This window comes from Microbacterium maritypicum (assembly GCF_008868125.1).
Lineage (GTDB): Bacteria > Actinomycetota > Actinomycetes > Actinomycetales > Microbacteriaceae > Microbacterium > Microbacterium maritypicum.
Genome location: NZ_WAAQ01000001.1, coordinates 370,643 through 386,573, shown reverse-complemented (window position 1 = coordinate 386,573; position 15,931 = coordinate 370,643). Strand labels below are relative to the sequence as shown.

Annotated in this window: 16 protein-coding genes; 7 read left to right on the top strand and 9 right to left on the bottom strand. The window is 68.9% G+C overall.

Annotation, left to right across the window (positions count from 1 at the left end; all coding sequences use genetic code 11):
* Positions 1 to 223 precede the first annotated feature (223 nt).
* On the top strand, positions 224 to 655 hold the full coding sequence (locus F6W70_RS01900; RefSeq protein ID WP_141387017.1) for a MepB family protein: 432 nt from the start codon (positions 224 to 226) through the stop codon (positions 653 to 655).
* Positions 656 to 657: 2 nt separating this feature from the next.
* On the opposite strand, the gene F6W70_RS17930 is transcribed toward F6W70_RS01900, so the two are convergent.
* On the bottom strand, positions 658 to 1,032 hold the full coding sequence (locus F6W70_RS17930; RefSeq protein ID WP_141387019.1) for a transposase: 375 nt from the start codon (positions 1,030 to 1,032) through the stop codon (positions 658 to 660).
* Here F6W70_RS17930 and F6W70_RS17925 point away from each other — a divergent pair.
* Entirely contained in the window at positions 988 to 1,332 is a 345-nt protein-coding gene (locus F6W70_RS17925; RefSeq protein WP_218026616.1) for a hypothetical protein, read from the top strand. The two genes, F6W70_RS17930 and F6W70_RS17925, sit on opposite strands and share 45 nt — an antisense overlap.
* A 135-nt stretch (positions 1,333 to 1,467) precedes the next feature.
* Here F6W70_RS17925 and F6W70_RS01885 read toward each other — a convergent pair whose 3' ends face one another.
* Both F6W70_RS01885 and F6W70_RS17740 read right to left on the bottom strand, forming a co-directional pair.
* Positions 1,468 to 1,881, bottom strand: a complete 414-nt coding sequence (locus F6W70_RS01885) for a DUF222 domain-containing protein (protein ID WP_170287841.1) — start codon at positions 1,879 to 1,881, stop codon at positions 1,468 to 1,470.
* Positions 1,802 to 2,827 (bottom strand): DUF222 domain-containing protein, encoded by a 1,026-nt coding sequence (locus F6W70_RS17740; RefSeq protein WP_170287840.1) that lies wholly within the window; start codon positions 2,825 to 2,827, stop codon positions 1,802 to 1,804. Before F6W70_RS17740 ends, F6W70_RS01885 begins: the two co-directional genes overlap by 80 nt.
* A gap of 893 nt (positions 2,828 to 3,720) precedes the next feature.
* On the opposite strand from F6W70_RS17740, the gene F6W70_RS01875 reads away from it, so the two are divergent.
* Entirely contained in the window at positions 3,721 to 4,452 is a 732-nt protein-coding gene (locus F6W70_RS01875; protein WP_017829443.1) for a M23 family metallopeptidase, read from the top strand.
* Positions 4,453 to 4,503: 51 nt separating this feature from the next.
* Positions 4,504 to 5,028, top strand: a complete 525-nt coding sequence (locus tag F6W70_RS01870; protein ID WP_151485775.1) for a GNAT family N-acetyltransferase — start codon at positions 4,504 to 4,506, stop codon at positions 5,026 to 5,028.
* Between the two features lie 39 nt (positions 5,029 to 5,067).
* Here the strand turns inward: F6W70_RS01870 and F6W70_RS01865 are convergent, their stop codons facing one another.
* On the bottom strand, positions 5,068 to 6,519 hold the full coding sequence (locus tag F6W70_RS01865) for a gamma-aminobutyraldehyde dehydrogenase (protein ID WP_151485774.1): 1,452 nt from the start codon (positions 6,517 to 6,519) through the stop codon (positions 5,068 to 5,070).
* Positions 6,520 to 6,618: 99 nt separating this feature from the next.
* On the opposite strand from F6W70_RS01865, the gene F6W70_RS01860 reads away from it, so the two are divergent.
* From F6W70_RS01860 to F6W70_RS01850, 3 genes are read left to right on the top strand one after another with little or no spacing between them, the layout of a single operon-like run.
* A complete protein-coding gene (locus F6W70_RS01860; RefSeq protein ID WP_017829446.1) occupies positions 6,619 to 7,086 on the top strand; it encodes an Lrp/AsnC family transcriptional regulator in 468 nt (155 codons plus the stop codon).
* A 28-nt stretch (positions 7,087 to 7,114) separates the two neighbouring features.
* A complete protein-coding gene (locus tag F6W70_RS01855) occupies positions 7,115 to 8,518 on the top strand; it encodes an NAD(P)/FAD-dependent oxidoreductase (RefSeq protein ID WP_151485773.1) in 1,404 nt (467 codons plus the stop codon).
* Positions 8,515 to 8,862: a cupin domain-containing protein gene (locus F6W70_RS01850; protein WP_151485772.1), complete on the top strand. Its 348-nt coding sequence runs from the start codon at positions 8,515 to 8,517 to the stop codon at positions 8,860 to 8,862. Before F6W70_RS01855 ends, F6W70_RS01850 begins: the two co-directional genes overlap by 4 nt.
* An 80-nt stretch (positions 8,863 to 8,942) precedes the next feature.
* Here the strand turns inward: F6W70_RS01850 and F6W70_RS01845 are convergent, their stop codons facing one another.
* From F6W70_RS01845 to F6W70_RS01825, 5 genes are all read right to left on the bottom strand, one after another.
* Positions 8,943 to 10,526, bottom strand: coding sequence for an ABC transporter ATP-binding protein (locus F6W70_RS01845; RefSeq protein ID WP_151485771.1), 1,584 nt, complete (start codon positions 10,524 to 10,526; stop codon positions 8,943 to 8,945).
* The gene (locus F6W70_RS01840; RefSeq protein WP_151485770.1) at positions 10,523 to 11,389 is read right to left on the bottom strand and encodes an ABC transporter permease; all 867 of its coding nucleotides are present in this window, start codon (positions 11,387 to 11,389) and stop codon (positions 10,523 to 10,525) included. Before F6W70_RS01840 ends, F6W70_RS01845 begins: the two co-directional genes overlap by 4 nt.
* Positions 11,386 to 12,342: an ABC transporter permease gene (locus F6W70_RS01835; RefSeq protein ID WP_055866018.1), complete on the bottom strand. Its 957-nt coding sequence runs from the start codon at positions 12,340 to 12,342 to the stop codon at positions 11,386 to 11,388. Before F6W70_RS01835 ends, F6W70_RS01840 begins: the two co-directional genes overlap by 4 nt.
* A gap of 85 nt (positions 12,343 to 12,427) precedes the next feature.
* Positions 12,428 to 14,086 carry an ABC transporter substrate-binding protein gene (locus tag F6W70_RS01830; protein ID WP_151485769.1) on the bottom strand — a complete coding sequence of 553 codons (1,659 nt, stop codon included), beginning with the start codon at positions 14,084 to 14,086 and terminating at the stop codon, positions 12,428 to 12,430.
* Positions 14,086 to 15,783 carry an amidohydrolase gene (locus F6W70_RS01825; protein WP_055866022.1) on the bottom strand — a complete coding sequence of 566 codons (1,698 nt, stop codon included), beginning with the start codon at positions 15,781 to 15,783 and terminating at the stop codon, positions 14,086 to 14,088. Before F6W70_RS01825 ends, F6W70_RS01830 begins: the two co-directional genes overlap by 1 nt.
* Positions 15,784 to 15,931 lie beyond the last annotated feature (148 nt).

Genomic DNA, 15,931 nt, shown 5'->3' with positions numbered 1-15,931 from the left:
TCTCGTGGCCTGCCTTACCTGAGGCGACCTCGCCCACGCGGATGATGATGAGACCGTGGGCTACGGCTTCAATACCCTAGGTCGGCGCGGTTTGAGGGGGAGACGAGGTGGCAAGATCCACCGGGTCCACGCGGCAACGGGGGATGCCGTCCTAGGCCGTGTTGCTAAAGGAGCTCAGGGTCGCTGGCCCGTGCCTGACGGCTCGGCAAGATATCGTGGCTGCATGCGGTTCAATGCCTTCGCGGCGTATTCGGCTGAGGTGGTCGTGACCGCTGAAGTGATTCCCGAGATGCAGAACAGCGACTACGAGTCCGGGATTGTCCAGATCGGTGAAGAGGTCTGGCATATCCGGACTGCGCGTAACATCCCGACCGAGCCGGGTGCCTTCGTCGCGTTCTGGCAACGACACGCGGATGGGAACACGACGCCGTTCAGCGATGACGATCCCGCTGCGGGGCTGCTTGTCTTCGTGGCGCAACATGATCGACGAGGGGTGTTCCGGTTCACTGGCGCGCGTCTCACTGCACTCGGCATCACGTCAGGAAGGCGGCCAGGAAAGCGTGGGTTCCGGGTGTATCCGAACTGGCGCACTGGCTTGAACGTCCAGGCCACGACCACGCAGCGCGCTCAAGCGCCCGCATTCCAGGAGTTCTGAGCTCAGCTCGTGCTGGTGAGCCAATGGAGGGTTGCGGCGAGGCAGAGGCCGGCGTGGTAGTTGCGAGCGAGCTTGTCTGATCGCATGGCGATGCCGCGCCATTGCTTGAGCTTGTTGAAGCAGCGCTCGACGACGTTGCGGCCGCGGTAGCGGTGCCGTTGTTCGTCGCCGAAGTCGATCGGGCGGCCGCGGCGCTTGCGGCGGTGGGCGATCTGATCATCACGCTCGGGAATCGTCGCGGCGATGCCACGCTCGCGCAGCCATGCCCGGTTCGCCCGGGACGGATAGCCCTTGTCGGCCATCACTCGGTCCGGACGAGTGCGTGGCCGCCCGTGTCCGACCGGCACGCGGATCTGTTCCAGCGTCGCGGACAGCATGCATGTGTCAGCGGCCTGGCCGGGCGTCAGGATGACAACATCGACGGCGCAATCGGGGTCGGCGCCGTGGTCGGAATCATCGCCGGGGCGATGGCGGCCGGCGGGGGGCTCTACGGTGCCGGACAGGTGGCAGGCGAACGAGCCTACTACGCGGGACTCCGGAACTCGTACCACCAGAAAATCAAGTGGCAGGTCCGGGGCGGCGTCATCGCCGCCGCAAGCTCCATCGGACTCGCCGGTGCCATCGCTGGCGGCATCGTGATGGGCGGATTCGAGAACAAGTTCTACTCGATGAGCTAACGAAAGGATTGACCGGTAGTTCCGTACTTGCGGAGCTACCGGTCTTCTCTGCAATGAAAACACCAATCTCGATTGAGTTTCCGCGAGAACTTGCTCTCGCACACACGGCGGAAATGGATGTCGATGCTAATCGGCTCATGGAAGCCGCAAGTATCGCAAAAACGCTAACCCGTGACATCCGTCGAAGCGGAGGCGCTCCCGCCGGACCAGGCATTCGCGGTCACGGAGAGTGATCGCCCGGCGTTGATGGGCGCTGAAGATCCGGTCGGAGGTGTCGATTCCGATGATGCGCCCTGCCGGGTCGAACAGCACCCGCTGCACTCCACCCGCGCAGGCGGTGTGTGCGGCGGTACGCACGGATACGGGGACGTCGATACCGTCGACGTGCGCCCACCCACGCCCGGCGATGTAGTCGTCGGCGGTGACGGTCACGACCAGAGTCGGTGCGGCGCCACCGAGACGGGGCATCTCATCGTGCCGCGCAGCGATCCCCAGCACCGCGGCGAGGGTGTCGTGCTGCTTCTGTGCGCGGGACCGGGTGTCGACCATCCGGGCGGGATCGTCGGAGGGAAGGGCATCGTCGGAGGGAAGGGCATCGTCGCCTGTTCCCCCCCACCGCCCCGGTGAAGGCGGCCTCATCGTGGTCGACCAGGACGGACGGCTGGAAGACGACGACCCCGGGCGCGGATGGCCCGTCGACTCTCGGGTTCAGATAGGCGTCGAAGATTCGCTGCAGCTGTCCCGCGACCTCGGGCAGCAGCCCGCCCCGGATCGGGATCACCCCGTCTTTCGCCCGGCCCAGGATGATCCCTCGGGCGCGCATCGCGATGTCGTCTGCCGGCTCCGCGCCGTCGGGGTCGAGGTACTGCACGATCACCTGCGCCAGGATCCGGAGGTCTTCCGGCGTCGCCGGTGGTGCCTCTTCGCCGTCGACAGCCGCATCCGCGTCGGCGCGACGGCCGTCGTCCGCCCCCTGGGCAGCGACCGCGCATCCGCGGGCATACGCCGCAAGCTCCGCATCTGCGAGCAGCCGGTCAGCTGTACCGACCCGGACCGCAGCGTGTTCCACCGGTCCTGTCGCTGCCAGCAGCCCGGCCACCCCCACCGCCCCGTCGAGCATCGCCGCCCGCATCGCCGGCCACCGCGCCGGCAAGCGAACCCCCGACGACAGCTCCACCTCGCGACGCACGGCCTTCGCCGCCTTCACCACTCGACCAGCGCCAGCGGCATCCGTCCGCAGCACCCTCTGCAGCAGCTCGCCCATCGTCCGACACCCGAATCGACCGCAGAATGCCACCGCACCCGACCCGGCCGGGCGCGCATCGACAGACGCGACCGTCTCCACGACCAGCGCCTCCACGCGCCGCAGCACCTCCCCCGCCACACGCAAGAGCTGCATCTTCGCGTCATCCGGCAACCCCACCACCACGTCGGAGCGCAGCAGCGCGTCCAGATCAGCGGCCGTCTGACCGAGCATCTCCACCGGGGTTGTCATACGCGCAAGTCAACCCGGGGCCACCGACATTCACTGCCGGATAAGGCCAGTTCAGAGCAATATTTCGGAACTCATACGAGGTCCGCGACTCCTCCACAGGCGAGGCGGATTCCCGCCTTTCCCCACGTACGGCAGATCGTGCCCCACGGCTCGCCCGGACGTCGGGCTCCCGGCGCAGAATCGGTGCATCGTCCTCCGCAACACACAGGCACCGAGGTCGATCGAAGCCCGAGCACCCCTCCGCGACGTGTGATCTCGATCCATGCGCTCTCGATTTGACGCTCTCGACTTCGCGAATTAGATTACAGATCGGTAACGGTGGCATCCGGGGGGATCGCCCGCCGCGCACACCTGCCTCCCGGAAGGACCCCGTCACGAACTCCCTGCCACCCGAGCGCGATCACGACGCCTCGGAAGCCCCCGCACAAGTCCCTGACTCGACGCGACCGCTCTTGCGGCGCGACCTGAGGCGCTCCGCCACCGCGGATACACGGAGTTCCCGCCGGGCGAATGCAGTTCGTGCTGCTTCTGCGCTCGAAGCAGCCACTCCGGGTGATGCCTCCTCCGCCCGCGACACCCCTTCCGCGGCTGACCCCACCCCGGCATCAGAGGCAGCCCCCGCAACCGCAACCGCAACCGCAACCGAGGCGACTCCCACACCCGAGGCAGCACCCACGCCCGAGGCAGCACTGCCCACCCCAGCACCCGAGGCAGCACCCGCACCAGAGGCGGCCCTCGCCCCCGAGGCAGCCCCCACCTCCTCCGCAGCGCCCACCCCTTCCTCCGACGCCCCTCCGGCCACCCCACAGGCACCCCGCGCTCCCCGCTCCTGGGATCCTCGTCTGCGCCCGCGACACCTGGCTGCGCCGACGGCGCCGACTTCTCGAGCTCTGGTGCGCCGGGAGAAGCGCCGGTGGGCGAGGGCGAAGGCACTTGGTGCCACACTGGCGATCGGCGTGCTGATCTCCGGCGCGGCTCTTCCCGCACTCAACCCCGTCGGCGGCCAGGCCGCCAACGCCAGCGCCAGCGTCTCCACCGCAGCCGAAGGAACCGCGCAGTCGTACACGGCGAAGGCGGGAATCCGGGCCCAGATCGATCCCCGGGGGAACTTCTCCGCGACGACGCCCGAGGAGATCAAGGAGACCCGCTCCCGCGCCGCTGCCGCTGCCGTCGCCGCCGGCATGCCTCTCTCCAGCGCGATGGACATCCCTCTCGCCGGACGCATCGTGATGCCGATGGCAGACGGGACCTACTCGTTCACCGATGGCTTCGGCGCCTCGCGGCCGGGCCGATCCCACCTCGGCCAGGACTTCGCCGCCCCCATCGGCACCCCCATCAACGCAGCGATGAAGGGCTGCGTCTCGCGGTCCACCGAGAGCTACCAGGGTTACGGCGTCACGATCCAGATCGAGAGCATCGTCGACGGGCAGGCCGTGAGCACCGTCTACTCGCACATGACCTACGGCAGTCGCGCGGTCGAGGTCGGAGACTGCGTCGAGGAAGGCCAGTACATCGGCGACGTCGGCTCGACAGGGTACGTGTTCGGTTCGTGCCTGCACTTCGAGGTCCACATCAACACGGTGGCGGTCGACCCGCTTCCGTGGCTCAAGAAGAACGTGAGCTGACCGGCACCGCACGACCCCACGCCGCCTCTGTGATCACCGTAGGGTGGCGGGATGAGTGCACTGGTGATCCGCGACGCACGCGCCGAAGACGCCGAAGACATCGCCGGCGTGCACGTGCGTTCGTGGCAGGCCGCCTATCGAGGACTCATCGACCAGTCCGTGCTCGACGGCCTCTCCGTCGATGAGAGAGCCGCGGGCTGGCGGCGCATACTCGCCGAGCCGCTGCCGACGAGCCTGGGCACGCTCGTCGCCGTGCGCGACGACCGCCTCATCGGCTGGGCGTCACTCGGCTCGGGCCGCGACCCCGACGGCCTCGCCGACGGAGAGGTGTACGGCATCTACGCCGACCCTTCCGCCTGGTCCACCGGCGCGGGTCATGCCCTGCTCGTAGCCGCCGAGCAGCGGATCACCGAGGCCGGTCACGACCGCGCCTACCTGTGGGTGCTCGACGGCAACGAGCGCGCCGACGCCTTCTACGCCCGTCACGGCTGGCTCGAAGACGGCGCGATCAAGATCGAGGAGCGTCCTCAGTTCACCCTGCGCGAGCACCGCCGCGTGAAGACACTCCCCGTGTGAAGGTCCTGACCGCCTGAGGGCACGCCGCCGGCCGCCGCCTCAGTCGAGTGCGCTCATCACGTGCTTGATGCGGGTGTAGTCGTCGAAACCGTACTGCGACAGATCCTTGCCGTAGCCGGAGTGCTTGAATCCGCCGTGCGGCATGTCCGACACGAACGGGATGTGGGTGTTGATCCACACGCAGCCGAAATCGAGATCACGCGAGAAGCGCATCGCCCTGGCATGATCGGTCGTCCACACCGACGCGGCGAGCGCGTAGGGCACGTCGTTGGCCATCTCCAGGGCCTCGGCGTCCTCGGAGAACGCCTGCACCGTGAGCACCGGTCCGAAGATCTCTCCCTGCACGACCTCGTCGTCCTGTCGCACGCCCGACACGATCGTGGGCTCCCAGAAGTAGCCGCGGTCGCCCTGGCGGCGTCCGCCGGTCTCGATCGTCGCGTGCGCGGGCAGGCGATCGATGAAGCCCTGCACCTGCGCGAGCTGTGCCGCACTGCTCAGCGGGCCGTACAGCACCCCCTCCTCGCGCGGGCCGCCGGTGCGGGCGTGGGTCTTCGCCCTGGCGACCAGCGCGGCGATCAGCTCATCGTGCCGCGAGGCGTGCACCAGCACCCGGGTGGCAGCGGTGCAGTCCTGTCCGCCGTTGAAGAACGCGCCGGTGATGATGCCCTCGACGGCCTTGTCGATCGACGCATCGGCGAACACGATCGCCGGAGCCTTGCCGCCGAGCTCGAGGTGCACGCGCTTGACGTCGTCGGCCGCCGAACGCGCGACCGCCATGCCCGCACGCACCGAACCGGTGATCGCGACCATCTGCGGCGTGGGGTGCTCCACGAGCGCGACACCCGTGTCCCTGTCTCCGAGCACCACGTTGAGCGTGCCGGCCGGCGTGTGCAGCGCGACGATCTCGGCGAGCAGCAGGGTGGTGAGCGGCGTCGACTCCGCGGGCTTCAGCACGACCGTGTTGCCGGCGGCGAGCGCGGGAGCGATCTTCCACACCGCCATGTTCAGCGGGTAGTTCCACGGCGTGACCTGGCCGATCACGCCGACGGGTTCGCGCCGCACGAAGGAGGTGTGACCGGCGAGGTACTCCCCCGCAGCCCTGCCCTCGAGGCTTCGCGCCGCACCCGCGAAGAAGCGCAGCTGATCGACGGACTGCATGATCTCGTCCGCGACGAGGCTGGCACGCGGCTTGCCGGTGTCCTGCGACTCGAGGTCGGCGAACTCCTCCGCTCGCGCCTCCATCTCGTCGGCGATGCGGAACAGCGCCAGCTGCCGTTCGCCGGGCGTGGTGTCGCGCCAGATCGGGAAGGCGGCGGATGCGGCGGCGTAGGCGGCATCCACGTCGCTGCCGTCCGATACCGGGAGCTCCCCGTAGGTCTCTTCGGTGACAGGATCGACGAGCGGCATGCGGTCGGCGCCGCTCGCGGACACGTAGCGGCCGCCGATGAAGTTCTGCAGCCGCGCGGAGTTCTTCAGGAGGTGACTGGACATGGGGTCATCGTATCGACATCCATACGGAATCTGAAGATCTGATCAAACGAAACAACTGAATCGGTTGCAGAATGCAGAACCGGCTGACAATATCGACACATGAGCACGAAGCCGTCCCAGCCTGCCCTTGATGACATCTCGAAGCGCATCGTCGAACTGCTGCAGGAAGACGGCCGCCGCCCCTACGCCGAGATCGCGCGCGAGGTCGGGCTGAGCGAAGCAGCGGCTCGCCAGCGCGTGCAGCGGATGACCGAGGCCGGCATCATCCAGATCGTCGCCGTCACCGACCCCATGCAGCTCGGCTTCCACCGCATGTCGATGATCGGCATCCGCGTCTCGGGCGACCCGCGCGAGATCGCCGAGGAACTCACCACGATCCCCGAGCTGGCGTATGTGGTCGTCACGCTCGGTACCTTCGACATCCTCGTCGAGGCCGTGTGCGAGAACGACGAGCACCTGATCGATCTCATCGCGACCCGCATCCGCACCATCCCGGGCATCACCCACACCGAGAGCATGCTCTACGCAGGCCTCTACAAAGACCTCTACAACTGGGGCACGCGCTGAGGCGCGCCCCGCACACAACGGAGAGAACATGGGCACCACCGTCTTCGAACGCCAGCCGCCGTCGCCGTCCGTCATCGACGCCTCGCTCCGCGACACCGACCTGCGGGTGTTCTGGCTCGACGACGTGGATCGGCCGACGCACCCCCGCCTCAACGGCACGGTCCGCGCCGACCTCGCGATCGTCGGCGGCGGGTACGCCGGCCTGTGGACGGCGGTGCGCGCGAAGGAGCGCGACCCCGAGCGCCGTGTCGTGCTGCTCGAGGCCTCGCGCATCGCCTGGGCCGCGTCCGGACGCAACGGCGGCTTCTGCGAGTCGAGCCTCACCCACGGCCACGAGAACGGGGTGAACCGCTGGCCGGAGGAGATCGACCGACTCGAAGAGCTGGGCCACGCGAACCTCGATGGCATCGGCGAGACGATCCAGCGGTACGGCATGGATGCGGAGTTCGAGCGCACGGGCCAGCTGGCCGTCGCCGTCGAGCCGCACCAGGTCGAGTGGTTCCGCGATGAGCCGGGCTTCCTCGACCGAGAAGCCGTGCAGGCCGAGGTGCACTCCGACACCTTCCTGGCCGGGGACTGGGACCGCGACGGCTGCGCGATGGTGCACCCCGCCAAGCTCGGCGTGGAGCTGGCCCGCGTCGCCGCCGACCTGGGGGTGGAGATCTACGAGCACAGCCTGGTGCGCGGGATCGAGGGCGACGGATCGGGACCGATCACCCTGGTGACCCCGAACGGCAGGGTGGTCGCCGATGCCGTGGCCCTCGGCACGAACGTCTTCCCCTCGCTCCTCAAGCGCAACCGCCTGATGACCGTGCCCGTGTACGACTACGTGCTGATGACCGAGCCGCTCACCACCGAACAGCTGGCATCGATCGGCTGGTCGAACCGCCAGGGCCTCGCCGACAGCGCGAACCAGTTCCACTACTACCGGCTCACGGGCGACAACCGCATCCTGTTCGGCGGCTACGACGCGGTCTATCATTTCGGCGGCAAGGTGCGGCCGGAGTACGAGGACCGCATCGAGAGCCACCGCCGGCTCGCCTCGCACTTCTTCACCACCTTCCCGCAGCTGGAGGGTCTGCGCTTCACCCACCGCTGGGCCGGGGCGATCGACTCGTCGAGCCGCTTCTGCGCCTTCTTCGGCACCGCCCGCAAGGGCCGCGTCGCCTACGCGACCGGATTCACCGGGCTCGGCGTCGGCGCCGCGCGCTTCGCGGCCGACGTCATGCTCGACAAGCTCGCCGGCGAGGAGACCGAGCGCACCCAGTTGCGGATGGTGCGCGAGAAGCCCATCCCCTTCCCTCCCGAACCCGCCGCCTCGATCGGAGTCAACCTCGTGCGCGCAGCCATGAACCAGGCCGACCACAACGAGGGCAAGCGCAACCTGTTCCTCAAGACGCTCGACGCCGTCGGAATGGGCTTCGACTCGTGAACGGTCTCGCCGCAGGGGCGGGAGTGGATGCCGGCGCCCTGGCACTCGATCACGAGCCGCTCCCTGCCGAAGAGGTGCTCGCCGGTTCGCCGACGACCGCCGTGCACGAGCTGGCGACGCTCGGCGGGATCGAGGTCGGCATCTGGGAGATGACCCCGGGCACCGCGACCGACACCGAGGCCGACGAGGTGTTCGTCGTGCTGTCCGGCCGCGCCACGATCGCGTTCGCCTCATCCGGCCTCCCCGACCTCCAGGTCGGCCCCGGCTCGGTGGTGCGCCTCGCCGAGGGCATGCGCACGACTTGGACCGTCACCGAGACGCTCCGCAAGATCTACGTGGCCTGACGCCGCCGCCCCGCGCTCGAATCGCGCGAATGGCCCCATCCCGAGAGGAGACGGGGCCGTTCGCGCGATTCGAACAGCCCTCAGGTGATCGGAACCGGCACCGAGTCGATCAGCAGTCGCGTGTACTCGTGCTGCGGGTCGCCCAGCAGCTGCTCGGTCGGACCGGCCTCGACGATCTCGCCTCGACGCATCACGATCGTCTCGGCGCACACCTTGCGCACGACCGCGAGGTCGTGGCTGATGAACAGCAGGGTGAGACCCTGCTCCCGACGGATCCCGGCGACGAGGTCGAGCACCTGCGCCTGCACCGAGACGTCGAGCGCACTGGTCGCCTCGTCCATCACGAGCAGCTCCGGCTCCACGGCGAGTGCGCGGGCGATCGCGACGCGCTGACGCTGACCGCCCGACAGCGTGCGGGGTCGGGCGGCGAGATGCTCCTCTCCCAACCCGACTGCTGTGATCAGCTCGAGCGCCCTGGCAGCGGCATCGGCCCCGGTCCGCCCGGTGTGCAGCTTCAGCACGTCTTCGATCGCTCTCCCCGCAGGGATCCGCGGGTCCAGCGACAGATACGGATCCTGGAACACCATCTGCACGCTCTTCGCGCGCTCGAGACGCTCCGCACGCGACCGCGGGATGCCCGACATCGAGCGTCCGCCGATGCGGATCTCCCCGGCGTCAGGCTCCTCGAGCCCGACGATCATCCGCGCGAGCGTCGACTTGCCCGACCCCGACTCGCCCACCACGGCCAGCGATCCGCCACGGGCGATCACGAGATCGGCATCGGCGACGGCCGCGACCGGATCCTTCCCTCGGCGCCGATACGTCTTGCCGACTCCGGCCACCACGAGCTGCGGTTCGGAACCGGATGCCGCGGTCGGCGGCGTGATCGACCCCGAGATGCGCGGAGTCGCGGCGACTAGACGACGCGTGTATTCGGCGGCAGGCGCCGTGAGCACCTCCCGCGCCGTGCCCTCCTCGACGATCGCGCCGCCTTTCATCACCACGAGGCGATCACACAGGGAGCCAGCGAGGTTCAGGTCGTGCGTGATGAACAGCATCCCCATCCCGCTCTGCGCGCACAGGTCCCGCAGCACCTGCACGATCTCGGCCTGGGTCGTGACGTCGAGCGCGGTGGTCGGCTCGTCGCACACCAGCAGGCTCGGCGACGCGCTCAACGCTCCGGCGATCATGACGCGCTGCAGCATGCCGCCTGACAGCTCGTACGGATGCTGCGACAGATGGTCGGCGGGCGCCGGCAGACGCACGGCCGTGAGCAGCTCGACGGCCCGTGCGTGCGCGGCATCCTTCGCCCACCCCTCGCACAGTCGCAGCGCCTCCGAGACGTGGTCGCCGATCGTGCGCATGGGGTTGATGCCGGCCCGCGGATCCTGGAACACCATCGCCGCCTCGTGTCGACGGATCTCCTGCCGACCGGCCGCACCCGCGAGCGGGGACCGCCCGTTCACCTCAACGGTGCCGCCCGTGATCGCCCGGTCGGGCAGCAGCCCGAGCACCGAACGCGCCGTGAGCGATTTGCCGGAGCCGGACTCGCCGACCAGCCCGACGGTCTCGCCCGGCGCGACCTGCAGCGAGATGCCGTGCAGGAGACGGGTGCCGTTCGGGAGGTCGAGCGTGAGGTCCTGGATGTCGAGAAGAGTGCTCATGCGGGGATCCCTCCGCCGATCCGATCGGAGAGTTCCTCACCGATGATGTTCACGCACACGACGACGATCACGACGGCGACGGCGGGTGCGATCGCCGGCAGGAACTGCCCTGCCGCCACCCCCGACTGCGCCTCGTTGATCATCGCGCCCCAGTCGGCGGTCGGCGCCTGCACGCCGAGGCCGAGGAACGACAGCCCCGCGAGCTCGGCGAGCACGTAGCCGAAGTTCAGAGTGGACTGGGCTCCGACGATCGGCGTGACATTCGGCAGCACGCGGCGCAGGGCGATCCACGATCCTCCGAAGCCCTGCACCCGATAGGCCGAGACATACGGACGGGTGCGCTCCGCGGCGACCAGCGAGCGGGTGAGCCGAGCGACGAAGGGGGCGTAGGCGATGCTCATCGCGATAATCGGTGCGACCAGCCCCTTGCCGAACAGGGCGACCGCCATGATCGCGATCAGCAGCGAGGGGAATGCGAACAGCACGTCGAAGACCCGGCTGAGTGCGGCGTCGATCCACCCACCCCGCCATCCGGCCCAGAGCCCCAAGAGGATGCCGATGACCGTGGAGAAGACGACCACGAGGAGCGGGCCGATGAGCGCCGTGCGCCCGCCGTAGATCAACCGGCTGAGCAGGTCGCGCCCGAGCGAGTCGGTGCCGAGCCAGTGCGCGGCCGAGGGCGGAGCAAGGAAGGCGGTGAAGTCCACCGCATCAGGGTCGTAGGGTGCGATTAAGGGCGCGAAGACCGCGGCCAGCACGACAGCCCCGAGCACGACGCCGCTGGCGAGGTACAGGAATCGCGGACGCTTCCGGCGGGGCGCACGCAGCACCCGCATCGCGAGAGTGGGGGTCGAGGAGGTCATCGGGCACCAGCTCCGGCAGCGGATCGCGGGTCGATCCAGGGTTCGAGGATGTCGACGATGGCGTTCATCACGACGAACGCGATCACGACGAGGAGGACGATGGCCTGCACGACCGGGAAGTCGAGCCGGTCGACGGACTGCACGAGAAGCGAGCCGATGCCTGACAGCCCGAACGCGGCCTCGACGATCGAGCTCGCCACGATGAGCCCTGCCACGAGCACGCCGCTCACGGTCAGGATCGGACCCAGGGCGTTGCGCAGCACATGCCGGCGCACGACCACCGGGCGTCGTACGCCGCGGCTCGTCGACACCTCGACATGCTCGCGGCCCAGTTGATCGACCATGGCCGAGCGGGTCACCTTGCCGACCAGGACGATGAACACCAGCGCGAGCGCAATCGAGGGCAACGTCAGGTGATAGACCATGTCGAAGAAGCCCTCGCCGGCCCCGAATGAGGGGAACCAGCCCAGCTGCACCGAGAACAGCGCGATGAGGACGATCGCTCCGACGAACGACGGGATCGCGCCGAGCACCGTGAGTCCGATCAGCACGAACCGGTCGAGGGCCTTCCCTCGGTTCAGCGCGGCGACGGCACCGAGCACGACGCCGGCCACGAGCACGATCGCCCCCGACATCGTCACGAGCATCAGCGTCACGGGAAGCCGGTCGCCGATCACCTCCGTGACGTCCTGCCGATACTGCAGCGAACGGCCGAGGTCGCCGTGCAGCAGGCCGAGGACCCACCGGAAGTACTGCTCCCACGGTGGGAGGTCGAGCCCGTACTGGGCGGTGACCTGCGCCACCGCCTCCGGGCTGGGCTTGCGCCCGCGGAGCAGGAAGCTCACGGGATCTCCCGGCACCAGGAAGCGCGAGAAGAAGACGAGCAGCGACGCCAGGAACAGCGTCAGCAGCAGGCCGCCGAGCTTTCCGGCGACGCGACGTGCGGCTGTCATCGGGTGGTCTCCTCCGGGGTCGAGGTTCCGGCGATGCCGGGGGTGACGGGTGCGGCGGCCGCTACGGGGCGGCCGCCGCAGCCGCTCAGCGGGCGCCGATCGTGGCGGCCCAGGGGTAGTACATGAAAGCGATCGATGGCTGCACGCCCGTGATGCGCTCGCCCATGAAGAGCGAGATCGGCGCCTGGTACAGCGGCAGCCACGGCAGCTCCTCGTTGGCGATCTGCTGCGCCTTCGCGGTCAGCTCGCCGCGCGCCGCCGGGTCGTCGATCGTGACGGCCTCCTGCAGGATCGCGTCGAACTCGGGGTTCGACCAGCCGCCGTAGTTGCTGAAGTCGCCGGTGCGCAGCACCGAGTACATCTCGAGCGCATCCGGGCTGGAGAGGTACCAGCTCGTGTAGAACAGGTCGACGCCTTCGCGGGCGCTCGGGTCGGAGAAGAGCGCGGTGTAGGCGTTCGGGGTGACGGTCTCGACCTTCACCTTCAGACCGATCGACTGCGCCGCGGCGACGGTCGCCTGCGAGATGACGGCGAAGTCGTTGCTGATGGGCGCGGTGACGTAGGTGAGCTCCGCGCCCTCGGCACCGGCCTCGGCGATGAGCTTCTTCGCCTCCTCCACGTTCTGGTCGTAGGAGGCGATGTCGTCGAACGCCGCCGTGCGAGCCGCATCCGAGGCGTCCTGCCAGACCGACTCGGTGGTCATCACATCGGTCGTCGCGCCCACCCCGCGATACGCGGCCTGGAGGATCCCGTCGCGGTCCATCGCGAGCAGCAGCGCCTTGCGCACGCGGACGTCGCCGAGCGGGCCCTCGAGGTTGCTCACGACGACGTTGCCGACCGCCGTGTTCATGCCGAACAGCACGTCACCCTTGCCCGCGGACTGCAGGGTGGGCACGGCCTCCATCGGCACCATCCACGACCCGTCGACGCTGCCCGACTTCAGGGCGTTGATCCGCGCGGTCGGGTCGGTCATGAAGACGAGCTTCACCTCGCCCGAGCGGGCCTTGAGATCGGCGTCCCAGTAGTCGTCGTAGCGGGTCATCGTGATCGACTCCCCCGAGTCCCACGAGGTCAGCTGGAACGGGCCGGTGCAGTTCACGCCACCGGTCGAGTTGCCGTAGTCGGCGCCCTTCTCGGCGAGCGTCGCCGCCGACTCGATGACGCCGGCCGACCCGCCCATGCCGAGGTTGAACTGCGAGTCGGGCCCGGTCATCGTGACCGTCACCTGACGGTCGCCGGTCTGCTCGATGGACTTCACGTTCTGATAGACCGAGAACCAGAACGAACCCACGGCGGGATCCAGGTGTCGGCTCATCGACGCGACCACATCGGCGGCAGTGAGCGGCGTTCCGTCGTGGAAAGTGACGCCCTCGCGGATCGTGTAGACCCAGGTGTCGGGCGTCGGGTGCTCGAACGACTCGGCAAGTCCCGGGCTGAGCGAGTAGTCGGGGTTCAACCGCAGCAGCGATTCGCAGACGTTCGCGAGCACGGAGTTGTCGGCGTAATCGAAGGCGTACGCGTAGTCGAGAGAGTACGGCTCGGCGTAGCTCGCGAAGGTGAACGAGTCGATGTCGCCGCTGGGTGCGGCCGTGGTCTCGGTCAGCTTCCAGTCGATCGGTTCGTCGGACCCGGCGTCGGTCGAGCCGGCGGGGCCGCAGCCGGCGAGCGCGGTGATGGCGAGCAGGCCGGCGAGAGCTGCCGCGCTGCCACGGACGAGGGGGCGGGAGAGGAGCGTGCGGTTCATCAGGACTCCTTGCGGTGGGTGTCGGGTACAGCAGGGTCGGATGCGGAGGCGTCGTACACGAGGCGCCCTTCGATCCATGTCGACGCGACCCGTGCCGTGTGGAGCTCGGCGGACGGGATGCCGAACGGGTTCGGCTCGATCACGACGAGGTTGGCGAGGTAGCCCTCCTGGATGCTGCCGGTGTCGTCGTCGCGCCGGTTCACGTATGCGGTGCCTGAGGTGTACGCGGCGAATGCGGTTTCGAGGTCGAGTCGCTGCTGCTCACCACCGAGGGGCGGTTGCGCGGAACCCGGGTAGGTGCGGTTCACCGCGACGTGGATGGCGGCGAGGGGATCGGCCGTGGAGACCGGCCAGTCGCTGCCCGCTGCCAGGCGCACGTTCTCGCGCACGAAGTCGCCGAACGGATACTGCCGGTCGACCTGTCCATCCTGCAGGAACGGCAGCGTGAGCTCGTCGAGCTGATCCTCGTGCGTGGCCCACAGCGCCTGGATGTTGGCGACGGCGTCGAGCGGCGCGAAGCGCGCGACGTCATCCGCTGCGACGATCTGCAGGTGCGCGAGGTGGTGCCGGCCATCGGTGTCGCCGTTGGCGTCGCGAGCGATCTGCAGGGCGTCGAGCGCCTCACGCACGGCGCGGTCTCCGAGCGCATGCATGTGCACCTGCTGACCGGCTTCGTCGAGCGCCGTCACGTATTCGCGCAGCTTCTCCGGCTCGATGAAGCTGAGGCCGTGGTTGCAGGTGTCGTGCCCCGTCTCGTCACGGTACGGCGTGAGCATCGCGGCGGTCTGATTCTCGGCCACGCCGTCGACCATGATCTTGGTGGTCCCGAGATCGATTCGACGATCGGGGTACTCGGCGGCGGCGCGGGCACGGCGGTCCGCCATCCGCGCGACCTGGTCGATCCCCCCGTCGCGCGCCCACCACTGCGCACCGACGACGTGCACCAGCAGGCGCCCTTCGGCTGCGGCGCGCTCGTAGGCGGGGAGCGGGTCGGCGATGCCGCCGGAGTTCGCTGCGACCATCGCGTCCTGCCATCCCGTGACGCCGAGGGCGATGAGCTCATCCTGTGCACGCAGGAGTCCCTGATACGCGAGGTCGTCGGAGGTGGCGGGGCGCACGGTGGCGAACAGCTCGCCCGCTCCCTCGTGGAAGGTCCCTGCCGGGAAGCCGTCGGCCTCCCGCACGATCCGGCCGTCTTCCGGGTCGGGCGTCTCGGCCGTGAGCCCGGCCCGCTCGATCGCCGCGGTGCTCGCCCAGGTGCTGTGGTGGTCGCGGCTCTGCAGCAGCACAGGCCGACCGCCCGCCGCCTCGTCGAGCAGGCCGCGGGGCGGGTTGCCACCGGGGAAGTGATCCATCCCCCACCCACCGCCGAGGATCCACTCCTCGTCGGGGTTCGCCTCGGCGTAGGCGCGGATGAGGGATGCCGTCTGCTCGGCGTTCTCGGCCTCGGTGAGGTTGCACTGCAGCAGTTCGATGCCGCCGCCGACGGGGTGGATGTGCGCATCCTGGAAACCAGGGCTGAGCAGCGCGCCCGCGAGGTCGACCCAGGTCGCATCCCCCGCCGCACGCGCCGAAGCATCTGCGTCGGGGAGGACGGCGGCGATCCGCCTGCCGCGGACGATCACGGCGTGACCGGTCAGCGGGGTGCCGGTGCCGGTGAAGACCGCACCGCCATGGAAGACGAACTCGGATGACATCGTTCTGCCTCTCTGCAGCATCGAAGGGGGAACTGCGATCACGCTAGCTCCCGACAACACCGGTGTCAACAGTGTTGACCACACTCGGGACTCGACCTAGATTGAAGACGTCGCGTCACGCTCGGAATCCGATCGGGCTGCGATGATG